This window comes from Aliihoeflea sp. (assembly GCF_052435475.1).
In the GTDB taxonomy this organism is placed as follows: Bacteria; Pseudomonadota; Alphaproteobacteria; order Rhizobiales; family Rhizobiaceae; genus Aliihoeflea.
Map to the genome: position 1 here is coordinate 47,259 of NZ_JBQVMV010000007.1, position 13,255 is coordinate 60,513.

Below are 13,255 nucleotides of genomic sequence, written 5' to 3' on the forward strand. Positions count from 1 at the left end.
AGTCCGTAGATGATGCGGTGGACGGCTCTCCTCCCTCCCTGCGGTATGATCGCGGGATTAGAGCTGGAGGAGCACCATGACGAGCAACATCACGACAATCGGTCTGGATATCGCGAAGTATTTCAGGTCCACGCAGTGGATTCTGCTGGCGAGGTTGTCGTTCGTCAGAAACTTACGCGAGTGCGTGTGCTCACCTTCTTTGAGAGCCTGCCGCGATGCCTGGTGGGGATCGAGGCCGGCAGCTCTTCGCATTATTGGGCTCGCGAGCTGATCGCACGCGGTCGTGATATGCGGCTGCTGCCGGCACAGTACGTAAGCCCTATCTGAAGCGACAGAAGAATGCTGCAGCCGACGCAGAGGCGAACTGTGAGGCCGTGACGACCCACCATGCGCTTTGTGCCGGTTAAGTCGCCCGAGCAGGAAAGTGTGATGATGCTGCACCGAGTCCGGTTGATGCTGAACCGTCAGTGCACTCGCGCGGCTCCAGGAAGCCCGGGAAGTAGGAGCCCTTCCTGAGCTTGGGAATGCGCAGCTCGACGGTGCCGGCGCGCGTCTCCCAGTCCCAGTCGCGGTAGCCATTGCGCTGGGCCGTCCTGAGTGGCGACTTCTCGCCCCAGGCAGCGCCAGTGGCCGCGCCCACCTCCATCTCCATCAGCCGCTCGACGGCGAAGCCGATCATCTCGCGCAAGAGATCGGCATCCGCGCTCTTCTCCACGAGCGCGCGCAGGTTCATCATGTCGTCGGTCATCGGTGGTCCTTTCGGATAGGGGTTGGTGTCGATAACCAGACCCTACCGGAAAGCGCCGATGACCACTGCGCTCCCCAGCTACACCATGCCCAGGGACGTCACCTCGATTTTCGACCGGTCTATTACTGGGCTGGCTTCGGACTTCGGCAATGGGGTTGGGAGCGGAATGGCGGCTTACAAGAGAAAAATTGTGTAAGCGGACTATGGCTGGGCCAATCTACTGGGCAACTGCGCTAGCGCCGCGACGCGAAGATCAGCGTCCGCTGTGAGAAGTCGGATAGCTCTGCATCGCTGATCGCAGCGGTCTGCCAGGCCGGGTTGGAGTCGTGGTGAAACCGATTGGCGTAGTTGAGCAACAGTCTGAGTTCGGCGATATCAGCCGTCGAGAGTATTTCGTTAGGCCCACCGACGCGCTGGTCGCATATCCCAATGAACGGTCCAAGAAGCGTACCCGGCGGAAACTGCTCCGGATACGCCACACGCATGAACGATTCCAGTATCGGCCTTAAGGACTGTGCTACCTCGCGTTCCCGTGCGGGATTGGCAACCTGTAGGTACCCTCGGACGAGTTCATGGCGCTTGTCGTGCTCGGAAATACTGTCGCTACGAACATCCCAAACGGTGATTTCAGAGCCGACCGCTGCCCTGTTGATCCTCAGGGCGACGGAACCGTTTCTGTCAGCCCGCTCCCAAAGGCTGCACAAGAAGGGCTTTGAATGTGAGAGCACAATCACCTGGCGAACCCTTGCGGCTAACGCCATGATTTCCTCGCGGGTTCGCAAAGTGCGATGGTCGTCAAGGCTTGTCATCGGATCGTCTATTACGACGATCTTGTTCGCCAAATTCGGGTCCTGTTCCAGCGATGCGAAAAAGAAAGCGAGGGCGAGCGTATTTCGATCTCCCGCGCTTAGGGTGTTTCTGAAGGACGGGCCTGCGTCGGCCGTGACATCCACATTCTGCTGATTGATGACGACGACGTAGGATACCGACGAACCCGACCTGTTGTTGACCGACTGCACTTCCCCCAGGCGAAACGACGCGCCAAAACGGCGCAGGTAGTCGTTGATCGCCGCCTCAAATGCAGGGAAAATCTGCTGCCGATACTGGTCGAGGGCTGCGCGGGCCTGCGCTCGCAGCGCCTCGGTTGCCTTTTTCGCCGCCTTCTCTGTCAGATAGTTCGCACAGTGAGGCGATACTTCCGGCTCGAATCGCGCTTTCTGCGCATTCAGTTTGGCGAGGTCGGTGCGCAATGCAGAAAGGTCGTCTGCGGCAGCTTGCTCTTTGACAACGTCCAGCCGGGCGTTGGCACCGACCAGACGCTCGGAAAGCGCCGCCACCTCGGCGACGCACGCTCGATAGTCTTGGATAGACTGCCGTGTTTCCTGTGTGAGCGTCATCGCTTCCAAGGGCGAAGCGGCCTTTGCGCGAAGCTGTTCGAGGACTGCCTCGCGGGCGGCATTCCACTGCCGGGCTACTGCCGCAGTATCGATGTCGATTGCCGGCAGCTCTGCGAAGTCCTTCCAGAACTCATGCGCCTGCGCGGCTGTACGCACGTCCCGCTCGAAGGCGGTAGGTATGTCACCGCCATGGGCATCGCGGACGCCGATTCCGGTCTGCCGTATGGTGGCCTTTAGATCCTCATACGCTTGGCTGAAATAAGCGCGGTAGTGAGCGATCAGGTCGGAACCCGCGAGGCCTTGGGCGCAGAACGGGCAGACCTCCCCTTCGTATCCTTCCGAGGCGGGCGCAATAAGCGCCATGCCCTCGGATACCCAGTTTTCACCGCCACGCCCCAGCTTGCCGATGTGGCTGCGCACACGCTCGGCGGCCGCGGCTTCAAGATCGGCAAGAGTGCGCCTCAGGACGCCATCGATGCCGTCAATGTCGAAATCCGGGAGGCGGATCGCCTGAAATCCCGGTCGTTGCCGTATCGCATCGGCCGATCTGGCCGCAGCCAGCCGTCGCTCCGCTTCCTGAATCTTCCGGTCTATCTCCGCGTCAGCTTCGAGATCGCAGAAGGCGTCAACCTTGTAAGGGCCAAGGGCACCGGGAGGTATCGCTTCGGCGAGCTGGCGCAGGGCAACGTTGTGTTCCTCGATTCGGGCAACATGCCCCTGCAGCGCGTCGCTGAGCGCAACGCCCTGCGCCCCCAGGATCAGCTCATGCAGTTTTTGGCGGTGCGCCGTTTGAAGTTCGATTCCAGAACAGACATTTGCTGATACGAAAGCATCATCGAAGATCGCAACATCGGGCAGCGGGTGTGACCAAGCCCCGTTCTGGAAAACGGCGGCTCCTCCGGCGTGGCGAAACACCACGTGTGGCGGATGCTGTGCGCCGAGGCGGTGGCGCTCGAGAACAAGCCTGGGATTGCCGGTCGCTAAAGACCGCAGCACCGCCGCCAGTGTGGTCTTGCCGCGAGCGTTTTCGCCGTAGATCAAGGTGAAAGGCGAGAGCGCCGTCTGCGCCGGAGGGTTGAGATTATCGAATTGGCCGACATTCCTTAGAAGTTGAATATGGTCGATCATACCGGCAGCGTCCCCCACAAAGCACCGAGTCAGTCTAATAATAATTGCCTAGAAGTGCACCAAATAGGCAAGGGTGATCCGCAGGATGTTGGAGCACACAAATAATTCGTAGTCTTACGTGCTTTTCAGAACTTGGGTCCACTGGCTTTCCCAGTGTCAAGTTCTGCAGAGCCGTCGGTCCGCTCCCAGTGTCAACTTGCAGCGCGCGACAGTATCCAACTTAACGGCTCGAGTGGGGTCGCTTCCTGCCTAACCGCTTCCTGCGTCCCCTTCGTGAGCTGCGAACGGCTAATCTGGGGTGGTTTCCTGTCAGTCGGCTTTCAAGCTGGACTGCCCTGAAAGCTGACAGTTCCGGTATCGGTAAGCGTGACACCGCGACTTGCATCCGACCTAGCCCCTTGTTCTCAACCTTCCGGCTCTGAAACTTTCTCGCTCATTAGCTCGTATCTGCGCGGTCAAACGAAAGGGAGAAAATTCCATGAACCTTATCAAGATTGCACTCGTCACCGCGATTGCCGCCGTGCCGGCAGTGGCCCACGCCGACCACCTCAACATCGACGTCGAAGGGGCAACGATCGAAGGCAATTCGGTGGTCTTCCCGGCAGTCAAGATCGACAAGGACGGCTACGTGGTGATCCATGCGGTCGAGAGCGGCGAAGCCGTCATCCCGGCGTCGATCGGACATACGGCCGTGCCTGCTGGAGACAGCGAAAACGTTTCCGTCGAGATCGAAGGCGGAGCGATGGAAGGCACCGATTACGTTGCGATGATCCACTACGAGACCAACGACAACGACACATATGATTTCGCCGAGGGCATGACGGACGTCGACACGCCCGGAATGCGTCCGGACAACACGGCCTACGCGCTGCCCTTCAAAGTCGGCGGCATGTAAGTCATCCGGAGCGGGCACCCTGCGGTGTCCGCTCCGTTCCCTGCCAGCGGGTTAGTCGCCGGTCTTAGTTGCCACTGTTTCCGCGATAGAACCGGAGCAACTGGGCATTGAAGGCGACGATGATGGTGCTGAGCGACATGAAGACCGCCCCGACGGCGGGCGTCATCAAGAACCCGGTGCCGAAGGTGATCCCGGCCGCCATCGGAATGGCGACCGCGTTGTATCCTGTCGCCCAGATGAGATTTTGAACCATCTTCCGATAGGTGGCTCGGGACAGCCCGAGTATCGCGGCGACGTCCCTCGGGTCGCTGCGCACGAGGACGACGTCCGCGGACTCGACGGCCACATCCGTTCCAGCTCCGATTGCGATGCCGAGATCGGCTTCGACCAGCGCGGGCGCGTCGTTCACACCGTCACCGACCATCGCGACCCGTCGACCGTCGCGCCTGAGCGAGGCGATCTTTGCCGCTTTCTGGTCCGGCAAGACTTCGGCGTAATACTCCTCGATCCCAAGTTCGGCCGAAACCGAATGCGCGACGCCTTCAGCGTCCCCGGTCAGCATGATGGGCCGGATGCCCAGAGATCGAAGTTGCCGTATCGCTTGCGCCGATTCCGGCCGTACGACATCGGCCATGGCGAACAGGGCGCTCGGCACGCCGTCGACGGCGAGAACGACGACCGTCTTGCCCTTTGCCTCCAGAGCGGCCAAAGCCGGGTGGCTAACGCCGTGTCCGTTGCGTTCCAGATGGCCGGGACTTGCGATGACGATCTCTCTTCCCCCGACATTCGCTGCGATGCCTTCGCCCGTGATGTTCAGCACGTCGTCTGAGCGTGGGATCGACAGGCCTCGCTCGCGCGCGGTCGTGACGATGCCGTGCGCGATGGGGTGTTCCGATCGGCTTTCGACCGAAGCCGCAAGCGCGAGGGCTTCATCTTCAGTAATGGACGTCAGAGGAACGATATCGCTGACGCCGAACCGGCCTTCGGTCAACGTGCCGGTCTTGTCGAAGACGACCGCGTCGAGATTGCGGGCCCGCTCGAAGGCCGCCCGATCCCGTATCAGAAGACCGTTGCCGGCACTGAGGGAGGTGCTGACCGCGACGACCAATGGAACGGCCAGCCCCAGCGCATGCGGACAGGCGATCACCATGACGGTCACCATCCGTTCGATCGCGAACTCCCAACTCTGGCCGACCAGAGTCCAGTAGCCGAACGAGGCAAAGCCCACCGTGAGGGCGATATAGGTAAGCCAACCAGCGGCGCGGTTGGCGATGTCCTGGCTGCGTGAGCGGCTGGCCTGGGCCTTCCTCACCATGTCGATGACCTGCGCGAGGTAGGTCGCGCCGCCGGTCGCCGTAACCTCGATCGTTACCGCACCCGCGCCGTTGATCGCCCCTCCGATCGCAACGTCGCCTGCCCGCTTCGGCACGGGAAGGGACTCGCCCGTCAGCATCGATTCATTGAAAGAGGATACGCCTTCGACGAGCCGCCCGTCGACCGGCACCTTCCCTCCCGGGCGGACCAGTACCCTGTCGCCCGGCGACAAGCTGCTGATGGGGACTTCCCGTCCGGTGCCATCGGCATCCATTCGGGTGGCGGTGTCAGGCAAGAGCCTGACCAGCGCTTCGAGCGCGCGCGACGCGCCCAAGACTGACCGCATCTCCAGCCAGTGACCGAGCAGCATGATCGTGATCAGCGTCGCCAGTTCCCAGTAGAACGACATGCCGGGGACGCCGAAGGTGACGGCAGCCGAATAGAAATAGGCGACGGAGATTGCCATGGCGACGAGGGTCATCATTCCCGGCCGTCCGCTGCGCAGTTCCCGAGCGAAGCCCGACAAAAACGGCCAGCCGCCGTAGAGATAGACTGCCGTCGACAACAGGAACAGGATTGCGCCATCGCCCGGGAACGCAGACGTCGCTCCCAAGCCCATCCAGTGCCGGATCATTGGAGACAGGAAGAGGATCGGTAGCGTCAGCAGCAAAGATACCCAAAAGCGGCGGCGGAAATCATCAACCATCATCCCGTGGCCAGCATGATCGTGTCCGGTGGTCGCGGCGGCGACAGCCTGTTCCGGCGGCCGATCTTTAGTGTGTTGATCGTCGTCATGTTTCGCGTGGGTATGATCGGAAACCATGGCTGGTCCTTCCGCGAAGTTCGTGCAACTTCGTGAGCGTGCCCCTTACCGCCGCTGGAAGGTCAAGGCGTGAATTTTCGCGTATCATCGTGCATCGGCATCTCGGCAGGCCCCGATGCTTGTCCGAGGTTCGGCCATCAGTGCTCGAACCGTCCGGACAATCCGTCGATGATCGGACAGTCCGGCCGTGCGTCGCCGTGACAATTGTCGACGAGATGGCCGAGCATCAACCGCAGCCCCGTCAATTCCTCGATTTTTCGGTCGATCTCGGCAAGCTTCTCCTTGGCGATCGCCTTGACGTCGGAACTGGCGCGCTCGCGGTCGGAATAGAGCGAAAGCAGCTCCCTGCACTCCTCAACCGAGAAACCGAGGCCCCTGGCCCTTTGCAGGAAGCGGAGCCGATGGACGTCCTCCGTCGAATAGTCCCGGTATCCGTTCAAGGCACGATCCGCCGTCAGAAGACCGATCTCCTCATAGTATCTGATCGTCTTCGACGGCAGGCCCGACTGGCGCGAAGCGGCTCCGATGTTGATTGCTTGGTTCCCTGGCAAGATCGTGGGATCGAACGATGGTCCTTCCAGCAGATGGAAGCTCAAGCACAAAGATGCGGCACAAGGCTTCCGCGCGGCATTCGGGCCGCGCGGAAGGGGGACGAGTTAGTTGGCGTTTTCGGCCAACCAGCTCGTCATGTCTGCGATTTCCGCTTTCTGGGCTTCGATGATCGTTTCGGCCAACGTCCGCAACTGCTCGTCGTCACCATGCTCGAGCATCACTTCGGCCATGTCGATCGCGCCCTGGTGATGTGCGATCATCCCGCACGCGAAGGCGACGTTCGGGTTCTCGTTCATCATCCCTTCGTGCATCGCGGGCATGGTCTGCATCATCTTCTGCATGTTTTCGCGGACATGCTCGGGCATCGCGTCCATATCCATGTTGCCCATGTCCATCATCGCGCCCATCCCGCCTACGGAAGAGCCACCGGACATCTGACCCATTCCGGAATGACCCATCGATGCGCTATCCGCAGCCGAACATTGTTCGGGAAGCTTGAAGGCGTTGCCATCCTCCTGCGCGAGGGCGACGTTCGAGAGCGACACAGCGGCGACCGCGGCCGCAAGAATTGAAGCGAAGTGTTTCATCGGAATTCTCCGTAAATCTGAACTGACTGTTGAAAGGGGTTCAGATTGCGGACCGGGGCGGCGGCAGCTCGAGTTCCGGGAGAATGCCCGTTCCTTCGCGAAGAAGGCCGAAATCATGCACGTATCGCGGCTTCGAACGAGACATGGATACAGGCATCGCCGCCACGCCGGGGTGACAGACGGACATGCTGCAAAGGCGCAGGCCAGTTTCGTCCTGCGACGAATGGTGTTGGTCGCAACCGGAATGTACCGCTGATCCCATGGGTGTTGCTGACCCCGCCATCCCGACGACCGGTACCATAGTGAACGCCAGGACGATGAGGGCGCAAAATACCGCCTGCACGCCGGGAATGTGTCGGATCGCTCGTCTCAAAGGTTCACCATTCGGTCCGAGGTTCTAGAAATGACAACGGAGCCGCCGTTACCTGCGCCCACCCGGCTTGCGTCAACCGACCGCAGGATCGTCCGTTGCATATGGGTAGGGGAGGCCCAGCGACAAGTCCCGCCCGCCATTCGGTGAGGTTCGAAACGGCGCGTTAGGCAATTTCGATTAGTGGACGCAGGATGCTGCCCCGCCGATCCCTCATGCCCCATTTCGACCGATGCATCCCTTGGGCGGCGGTGCTGCTGGCGCTTCTTTCCGTCGCATTTCTGGTCGACTTTCACGCAATTGACCGCTTGCTGCTCATGGAACTCGGCACGCCGGACGGCGCGCGCGATGGGTCCGGCATCTTTTTCTGGCTGGCTTGGATGTTCACGGCTCTCGGGAGTCCGCGTTTCGTTGTCCCCATATCGGCGATGCTCGTCGCCATCCTCCTCGTTCGCAAAGAGCTGTCCCGCGCCTGGTTCGCATTTGTGGCCTTGGCAGGCGGCGCGGCCCTTGCCTACGTCATGAAGGCAGCCTTCGCGATGGCGAAGCCGCACCACCTTCCGGGGTCTGACGAGATGGCGGCCACGAGTTTCCCGAGCGGCCACGCCGTGCTGTCGCTTCTTCTCGCCTCGACGATACTCGTCTTGTGGGAGCCCCGTGACCTGAACCTTCGGCGAGTGATGCTTGCGATCGTCTTGGCCATCGTGCTCGCAATCGGCGTGAGCAGGGTCTTCCTCGGAACGCACTGGCCGTCGGACATTCTCGCGGGATGGCTGTACGCGGTGATCTGGATTTCTGCAGCCTATAGACTGGCATTCGGTTTCGGCAAAGCCGCGTCGCGCGGATAGGCGCTCTTAGCGATGTTCCCAACGCGTTCGGATTTCGATTGGCCAGGTGGAGGCGATCCAGTCGATGACGGCTTCGATCTCGCCGTCATCCAGAACATCGTCGAAGGCAGGCATGGCAGAGCGATAATCTTCGAGGTCGGCCGCTTCAGCGACGCCGTATTTCGTTATCGCCACAAGAAGCTCCCGATCATGATGCCAGGTATGGCCGTCTTCATCGTGCGGCGGGGCGGGCAGCAGGCCATCCGCGCTCCGGACCTGCCAGTTCGGTTGGCCTTCCAGATTGGTTCCGTGACAGGATGCGCAATGAGCCGCGTAGACCTCACGGCCCGTCTGGAGGTGTCGCCGTTCCAGAAGAAGCGGACCGAGGACGAGCGACGATCCGGTGGCGAAAGCCGCCATTGCCAGGATAGCGACCCGACAAAGGGCCGGGTTCACCGCTTGCCGACACTCATGTAGATGGACGTACGTCCGTCGTTATCGACCGCAACGACGTCATAGGCCGCTTCCGGATCATCGCCCATACCGAGGGAGCCGGACGGCATCCCCGGCACGGCCAATCCGCGGATGGCGGGGCGTTCCTCGAGAAGCTTCGCGACCGCTTCGAGCGGCACGTGACCTTCCACAAAGTATCCTTCGATTTCGGCCGTGTGGCAGCCCTGGAGCTCTTCGGCAACGCCCGCTTCTTCACGAACGTCGGTCAGGTCTTCCATGTCCGTCAATTGAACGTCGTAGCCGGCGGCGCGAAACGCCTCAGCCCAGGCGGTGCAGCAACCGCACCACGGCGTCTTATAGACCTCCAGGACGGCCGCCATCGCGGGGGTTCCGGCCAGCACCGCGCCGGCGGCCGCGAGGGTTAGCATGAGTTTGCGAATTGCCATGATTGTCTCCGTCTCTCTATGGGCAAGGATACGTGGGCCCGTATGGAACGCACCCCGCCCAAGGGCACTCCATTCAGGAGTGCGGCAGTCCGCCCATGAGGTCAATCCCGCTCCACCTTACATATTTGTAAGGCAGGCTCGGAGCGATGGACAGCATCGTCGCCTTGGGCTAGCGTCGTCAAATGCGCAACTGGACCAGATCCCTGCTCCTGTTTCTCGTCGTCGCGTTCGCGGCGGCGGCCTCCGTGCAGCCTGGAGCCGCAGCATCGATGTCCGTCGACATGGGCACATCGTCCATGATGGCGATGGACATGGCGGCATGCGACGACTGCAACGATGTCGCCGGAATGTCCGAACCGTCCTGCATGACGGCGTGCGCTTCGGCCTGTGCGGCCATCCTTTTCCAAGCCGCCGAAGCCGATCCCTCGCCGCGCGTTTCGCACGATCTCACCCCTGCCCCGATTTCGTTCGGCATCGCCCGTACGCCCGACCCGTTCCCTCCCCGTCGCTCTGCCTGATGGTCTGAATCGCCGAAAGTTTCCTTCGACGAAATCGCTGTTCCTTCGGGTCCGGGTTTCGCGGTTGGCATCATCCGGTTGATCGAGTGAGTTCCCTGACGCGCCGAGCCGAACGCTCGCGTCGGTGGACAAAAGCTGGGATTTGGCGCGCCGAGTGCGGCTGCGCTCCGCAAGGAACATTCACATGATGGACATGAACGGAATGGATGGCGGCATGGGCATGATGATGTGGGGAATGAGCGCCTTCTGGCTTCTCGCCTTCATCGTCCTCGTCCTCGTTGCCGCAGCACTGGTCAAGTATCTGCGCGACGGAACACGGCGCTAGACGCGCTCTCGGGAAAGAGACCCATGAAAATGATCGAATATCACCGGCCCGCGCCTGCCGCAGGCGGCCACGGTTCGCTGCGCCTGCGCCCACGGTGGCCTATGGTCGCGGGAGTTGTCGCCACCGCAACGGGCGTCGCCCTTAACTGGAATTGGCTCGCGGCCGCCGGTCTTGCCCCATTCTTGTTGGGTGCCCTGCCCTGCGCGGCGTTGTGCGCGCTGGGGCTGTGCATGAAGGTCCAGTCTCCACCGCAAACGAGCGTCGGCGAGGACACGCGATGAAAAAACCGCTCGCCCTCCTGGCTGCAAGCGCGGGCTTTGCCGGGGCAACATTCCCGATCCCGTCGCTCCTCGCCGCTGCCAGCGACTACACGTTCGAAATCGTCGAGGCCACCGCGATGGTGGGCGACACGCCGGTGACGCTGAGACTCGTCGATGCCGACGGAGAACCGGTCGAAGCTGCGGTCGTCTACGCTCTCCGGCTGGACATGGCTCCCGACGGAATGGCGGCGATGACCGCCACCCTGCAGCCGGTCGAGGAACTTGGCGACGGGCGCTACCGCTTTCGCGCCGACTTCATGATGGAAGGCAACTGGCGTCTCCCGCCTTGGATGGTGGATCCGAGGTCTGGGTCGATGGAGACCAGATGCCGGCAGAAGATCTCGATAGCCGACGGATATCCATGGATAAACCTGACCTGGCGTCGTCTGATTTCGGCAGCCATCACAGCGACATGGTCCCGTTCGAGCGGGTAAACCGCCAGCCGCAGCTCCGCCAAGGCCTTGTCCCACAAGAAAGCACGGCCTCCCTTCAAGGTGAACCCGCTCAGGACCGCCCGCGCGTCGCCCGGTCGGAAGCCTGCCTTTGACCATGCCGACGTGACGAATGCGTATTCGCGGACGCTGCGATCGGCGTCCACGAAGAACTCGAAAGGCGGCTCTCCGTTGGAACCGCTGGTCGTCGCCCTGACGAGACCGCGTCCTCCGTCAACGCAAGCGGCCCCACCGGCGGCCGAAAGCGTGTCCTTCGTCGTGATGGGAAGGTCCGCCAGGTCATCGAGGGTGAAGGCCTGAACGTTCCGATCTGTGATAACGTCCTGCCAGTAGGGGCTTCCACGCTGCGCCTTGACCAGGAGGTTGCGCAGTTGTCGCTCTGTCCGCTCGACGGCGAATGCAGGATCCTGCCAGGATCGCCGGATGTCGTCGGACCAATCGCTAAATGTCTTTCCATATTTGAGCTTGTGCGGCACGCGTGCGGCGATCGGAGCCAGCGCCCTTCGCAATCCCTCCGGGGAACCCCGATAAGCGCTTCGCGCGCGATCCCAAACACCCATGACAAACCTCTGAACTGGTAGATCGCATTCATCTCCGGCCACCGAACCGCTCTCGTCAATTTCGTCGGTAGATGCCCCCGGGGGACTAACGCAAGATCACCAGACGCCGCGCTTGAAGCCGCCCTTCAGGTATTGCGCGGGAGACGGCTGATAGCGGTGCGCTCCGGGAGGCTGGATGTCCGGGCATCTGGGGACACGGCGCTCGACGACATCCTTGACTGCCAAAACGGCCAAAGGGGCGGCGAGAAGCGCCAGTCGGGCGTGGTAGGTCAGTATGGTGTCACCCGGCAGGGGGCGTCCGCGAACCTGCCGGACGATCGTGCCCGTGTCGGCCCCGGTGTCGACGAAGTGCACTGTGCATCCGAAATTGCCGCCGTCCCCCGAGGCGAGGGCCCAGTAGCCGCCATGGTGCCCACGGTATTGCGGCAAGATCGCCGGGTGAAGGTTGAGCAAGGGCGCGGCGATCTGATCGATCGTGGACCGCGACATCAAGCGGCATCCCATGCACAGAATCACATGCGGCGAGAGCTGGGTTATCGCCGAGGTCGTTTCTAGGCTGTTTACCGTCTCGACGTCGATCACGGCGTACTCCGGGCGACGTCGGATATCCGCGCCGCCCCGCGCGAAAACCTCCGATATGCGTGGGGCAACCAAAATACGCGCGGCCGATAGCGCGCACATCGCGATGAATTGGCCCGCCGCCGCCCGCGGTCCGCACAAGCGGAGCCGCCGCCGGAGCATCAAGCGCTTCGGCTCCCTTTTTTCGACGATTACGGATACCGCCGCGCCATGATCCGCGAGGTGGTTTATGACCGACCAGGCCTCCGAACCTCCGCCGGTGACGACGCAAATGCGGATCGAGCCGAGTTCTGCCGCTGCCATGACGAGTCACCCGATCCGGACGACCGTATCCGAGATGAACTCGAACGGGGGAATGGCGAGGTTCTCGGGGGCCGGCCCCGTCCGTATGCGCCCGGCGGTGTCGTAATGCGATCCATGGCAGGGACAGAACCAGCCGCCAAAGTCCCCAGCCTGGCCGAGCGGGATACACCCTAGATGGGTGCACACCCCGATCATGATGATCCAACCGTCCCGTCCTTCCCCGGCCGACCGGGCAGCGTCCGTGGCGGGCGCATCTTCACCGAGATTGGCGTTGCGGGCCAAAGGATCCTTTAGCGAGTCGATCGGTGTCTCCAGGGACGCCTCAATTTCCGCAGACGTCCTGTTTCTGACAAAAACCGGACGCCCGCGCCATTTCGCCGTGACCGACATGCCTTGTTCGATGCCGCTGATGTCGATGTCGATCGTGGCAACGGCAAGCGTGGATGCGTCGGGACGCATTTGGTCGATGAACGGCCATGAAGCCAACGCCGCTCCGACTGCCGCCGTCATGCCTGTAGCGATGTAAAGGAAATCCCGCCGACCGGACTGCTCATCTTTTACCATGCGTCACCTTCCTTTCCGCTAACAAATCAGCCGGATCCGGCAGACGCCTCAGCGAACAGTGCCACATTCATATCGCCACTGCATGGCGACGATT

14 protein-coding genes and 2 pseudogenes are annotated in these 13,255 nt (G+C 61.8%); 6 read left to right on the forward strand and 10 right to left on the reverse strand.

What is annotated here, in order from left to right; genetic code table 11:
- Positions 1-76: 76 nt before the first annotated feature.
- Positions 77-474, forward strand: a pseudogene (locus ACT6QU_RS10205) (IS110 family transposase); the annotation flags it as partial.
- On the opposite strand, the pseudogene ACT6QU_RS10210 reads toward ACT6QU_RS10205, so the two are convergent.
- Positions 464-748: pseudogene (locus tag ACT6QU_RS10210) on the reverse strand (transposase); the annotation flags it as partial. The pseudogenes ACT6QU_RS10205 and ACT6QU_RS10210 sit on opposite strands and share 11 nt — an antisense overlap.
- A gap of 233 nt (positions 749-981) precedes the next feature.
- The gene (locus ACT6QU_RS10215) at positions 982-3,273 is read right to left on the reverse strand and encodes an AAA family ATPase (RefSeq protein WP_444836611.1); all 2,292 of its coding nucleotides are present in this window, start codon (positions 3,271-3,273) and stop codon (positions 982-984) included.
- A 478-nt stretch (positions 3,274-3,751) separates the two neighbouring features.
- Between ACT6QU_RS10215 and ACT6QU_RS10220 the strand changes: the two genes are divergently transcribed.
- Positions 3,752-4,168, forward strand: a complete 417-nt coding sequence (locus ACT6QU_RS10220) for a DUF7282 domain-containing protein (RefSeq protein ID WP_444836612.1) — start codon at positions 3,752-3,754, stop codon at positions 4,166-4,168.
- Positions 4,169-4,232: 64 nt separating this feature from the next.
- Here the strand turns inward: ACT6QU_RS10220 and ACT6QU_RS10225 are convergent, their stop codons facing one another.
- From ACT6QU_RS10225 to copM, 3 genes are all read right to left on the reverse strand, one after another.
- Positions 4,233-6,305 carry a heavy metal translocating P-type ATPase gene (locus ACT6QU_RS10225; protein ID WP_444836613.1) on the reverse strand — a complete coding sequence of 691 codons (2,073 nt, stop codon included), beginning with the start codon at positions 6,303-6,305 and terminating at the stop codon, positions 4,233-4,235.
- A gap of 137 nt (positions 6,306-6,442) precedes the next feature.
- The gene (gene cueR, locus ACT6QU_RS10230; RefSeq protein ID WP_024587370.1) at positions 6,443-6,838 is read right to left on the reverse strand and encodes a Cu(I)-responsive transcriptional regulator; all 396 of its coding nucleotides are present in this window, start codon (positions 6,836-6,838) and stop codon (positions 6,443-6,445) included.
- A 123-nt stretch (positions 6,839-6,961) separates the two neighbouring features.
- Positions 6,962-7,561 (reverse strand): CopM family metallochaperone, encoded by a 600-nt coding sequence (copM, locus tag ACT6QU_RS10235; RefSeq protein ID WP_444836614.1) that lies wholly within the window; start codon positions 7,559-7,561, stop codon positions 6,962-6,964.
- 468 nt (positions 7,562-8,029) lie between these two features.
- On the opposite strand from copM, the gene ACT6QU_RS10240 reads away from it, so the two are divergent.
- Positions 8,030-8,662 carry a phosphatase PAP2 family protein gene (locus ACT6QU_RS10240; protein WP_444836615.1) on the forward strand — a complete coding sequence of 211 codons (633 nt, stop codon included), beginning with the start codon at positions 8,030-8,032 and terminating at the stop codon, positions 8,660-8,662.
- 6 nt (positions 8,663-8,668) lie between these two features.
- On the opposite strand, the gene ACT6QU_RS10245 is transcribed toward ACT6QU_RS10240, so the two are convergent.
- From ACT6QU_RS10245 to ACT6QU_RS10255, 3 genes are all read right to left on the reverse strand, one after another.
- Complete coding sequence (locus ACT6QU_RS10245; protein WP_444836616.1) at positions 8,669-9,061, reverse strand: c-type cytochrome; 393 nt, start codon at positions 9,059-9,061, stop codon at positions 8,669-8,671.
- 32 nt (positions 9,062-9,093) lie between these two features.
- Positions 9,094-9,540 (reverse strand): DUF411 domain-containing protein, encoded by a 447-nt coding sequence (locus tag ACT6QU_RS10250; protein WP_444836617.1) that lies wholly within the window; start codon positions 9,538-9,540, stop codon positions 9,094-9,096.
- A gap of 178 nt (positions 9,541-9,718) precedes the next feature.
- Positions 9,719-9,937, reverse strand: coding sequence for a hypothetical protein (locus tag ACT6QU_RS10255; RefSeq protein ID WP_444836618.1), 219 nt, complete (start codon positions 9,935-9,937; stop codon positions 9,719-9,721).
- Between the two features lie 305 nt (positions 9,938-10,242).
- Between ACT6QU_RS10255 and ACT6QU_RS10260 the strand changes: the two genes are divergently transcribed.
- Genes ACT6QU_RS10260 through ACT6QU_RS10270 form a run of 3 tightly spaced genes read left to right on the forward strand, consistent with a single transcriptional unit; the run spans position 10,243 to position 11,137 of the window.
- Complete coding sequence (locus ACT6QU_RS10260) at positions 10,243-10,383, forward strand: hypothetical protein (RefSeq protein WP_173193769.1); 141 nt, start codon at positions 10,243-10,245, stop codon at positions 10,381-10,383.
- Between the two features lie 23 nt (positions 10,384-10,406).
- Positions 10,407-10,664: a hypothetical protein gene (locus tag ACT6QU_RS10265; RefSeq protein WP_206680589.1), complete on the forward strand. Its 258-nt coding sequence runs from the start codon at positions 10,407-10,409 to the stop codon at positions 10,662-10,664.
- A complete protein-coding gene (locus ACT6QU_RS10270) occupies positions 10,661-11,137 on the forward strand; it encodes a FixH family protein (protein WP_444836619.1) in 477 nt (158 codons plus the stop codon). The genes ACT6QU_RS10265 and ACT6QU_RS10270 overlap by 4 nt, the downstream gene beginning before the upstream one ends.
- 674 nt (positions 11,138-11,811) lie before the next feature.
- Here the strand turns inward: ACT6QU_RS10270 and ACT6QU_RS10275 are convergent.
- Positions 11,812-12,597, reverse strand: a complete 786-nt coding sequence (locus tag ACT6QU_RS10275) for a formyl transferase (protein WP_444836620.1) — start codon at positions 12,595-12,597, stop codon at positions 11,812-11,814.
- A 6-nt stretch (positions 12,598-12,603) separates the two neighbouring features.
- Complete coding sequence (petA, locus tag ACT6QU_RS10280) at positions 12,604-13,161, reverse strand: ubiquinol-cytochrome c reductase iron-sulfur subunit (protein ID WP_024587384.1); 558 nt, start codon at positions 13,159-13,161, stop codon at positions 12,604-12,606.
- Between the last annotated feature and the right edge of the window lie 94 nt (positions 13,162-13,255).

What these genes read in the sequence shown, in the direction of transcription:
- ACT6QU_RS10215 (WP_444836611.1), bottom strand. Translation starts at nt 3,273, where the DNA reads ATGATCGACCATATTCAACTTCTAAGGAATGTCGGCCAATTCGATAAT.
- ACT6QU_RS10220 (WP_444836612.1), top strand. Translation starts at nt 3,752, where the DNA reads ATGAACCTTATCAAGATTGCACTCGTCACCGCGATTGCCGCCGTGCCG.
- ACT6QU_RS10225 (WP_444836613.1), bottom strand. Translation starts at nt 6,305, where the DNA reads ATGGTTTCCGATCATACCCACGCGAAACATGACGACGATCAACACACT.
- copM (WP_444836614.1), bottom strand. Translation starts at nt 7,561, where the DNA reads ATGATTTCGGCCTTCTTCGCGAAGGAACGGGCATTCTCCCGGAACTCG.
- ACT6QU_RS10240 (WP_444836615.1), top strand. Translation starts at nt 8,030, where the DNA reads ATGCCCCATTTCGACCGATGCATCCCTTGGGCGGCGGTGCTGCTGGCG.
- ACT6QU_RS10245 (WP_444836616.1), bottom strand. Translation starts at nt 9,061, where the DNA reads ATGGCGGCTTTCGCCACCGGATCGTCGCTCGTCCTCGGTCCGCTTCTT.
- ACT6QU_RS10250 (WP_444836617.1), bottom strand. Translation starts at nt 9,540, where the DNA reads ATGGCAATTCGCAAACTCATGCTAACCCTCGCGGCCGCCGGCGCGGTG.
- ACT6QU_RS10255 (WP_444836618.1), bottom strand. Translation starts at nt 9,937, where the DNA reads ATGGCCGCACAGGCCGAAGCGCACGCCGTCATGCAGGACGGTTCGGAC.
- ACT6QU_RS10260 (WP_173193769.1), top strand. Translation starts at nt 10,243, where the DNA reads ATGATGGACATGAACGGAATGGATGGCGGCATGGGCATGATGATGTGG.
- ACT6QU_RS10265 (WP_206680589.1), top strand. Translation starts at nt 10,407, where the DNA reads ATGAAAATGATCGAATATCACCGGCCCGCGCCTGCCGCAGGCGGCCAC.
- ACT6QU_RS10270 (WP_444836619.1), top strand. Translation starts at nt 10,661, where the DNA reads ATGAAAAAACCGCTCGCCCTCCTGGCTGCAAGCGCGGGCTTTGCCGGG.
- ACT6QU_RS10275 (WP_444836620.1), bottom strand. Translation starts at nt 12,597, where the DNA reads ATGGCAGCGGCAGAACTCGGCTCGATCCGCATTTGCGTCGTCACCGGC.
- petA (WP_024587384.1), bottom strand. Translation starts at nt 13,161, where the DNA reads ATGGTAAAAGATGAGCAGTCCGGTCGGCGGGATTTCCTTTACATCGCT.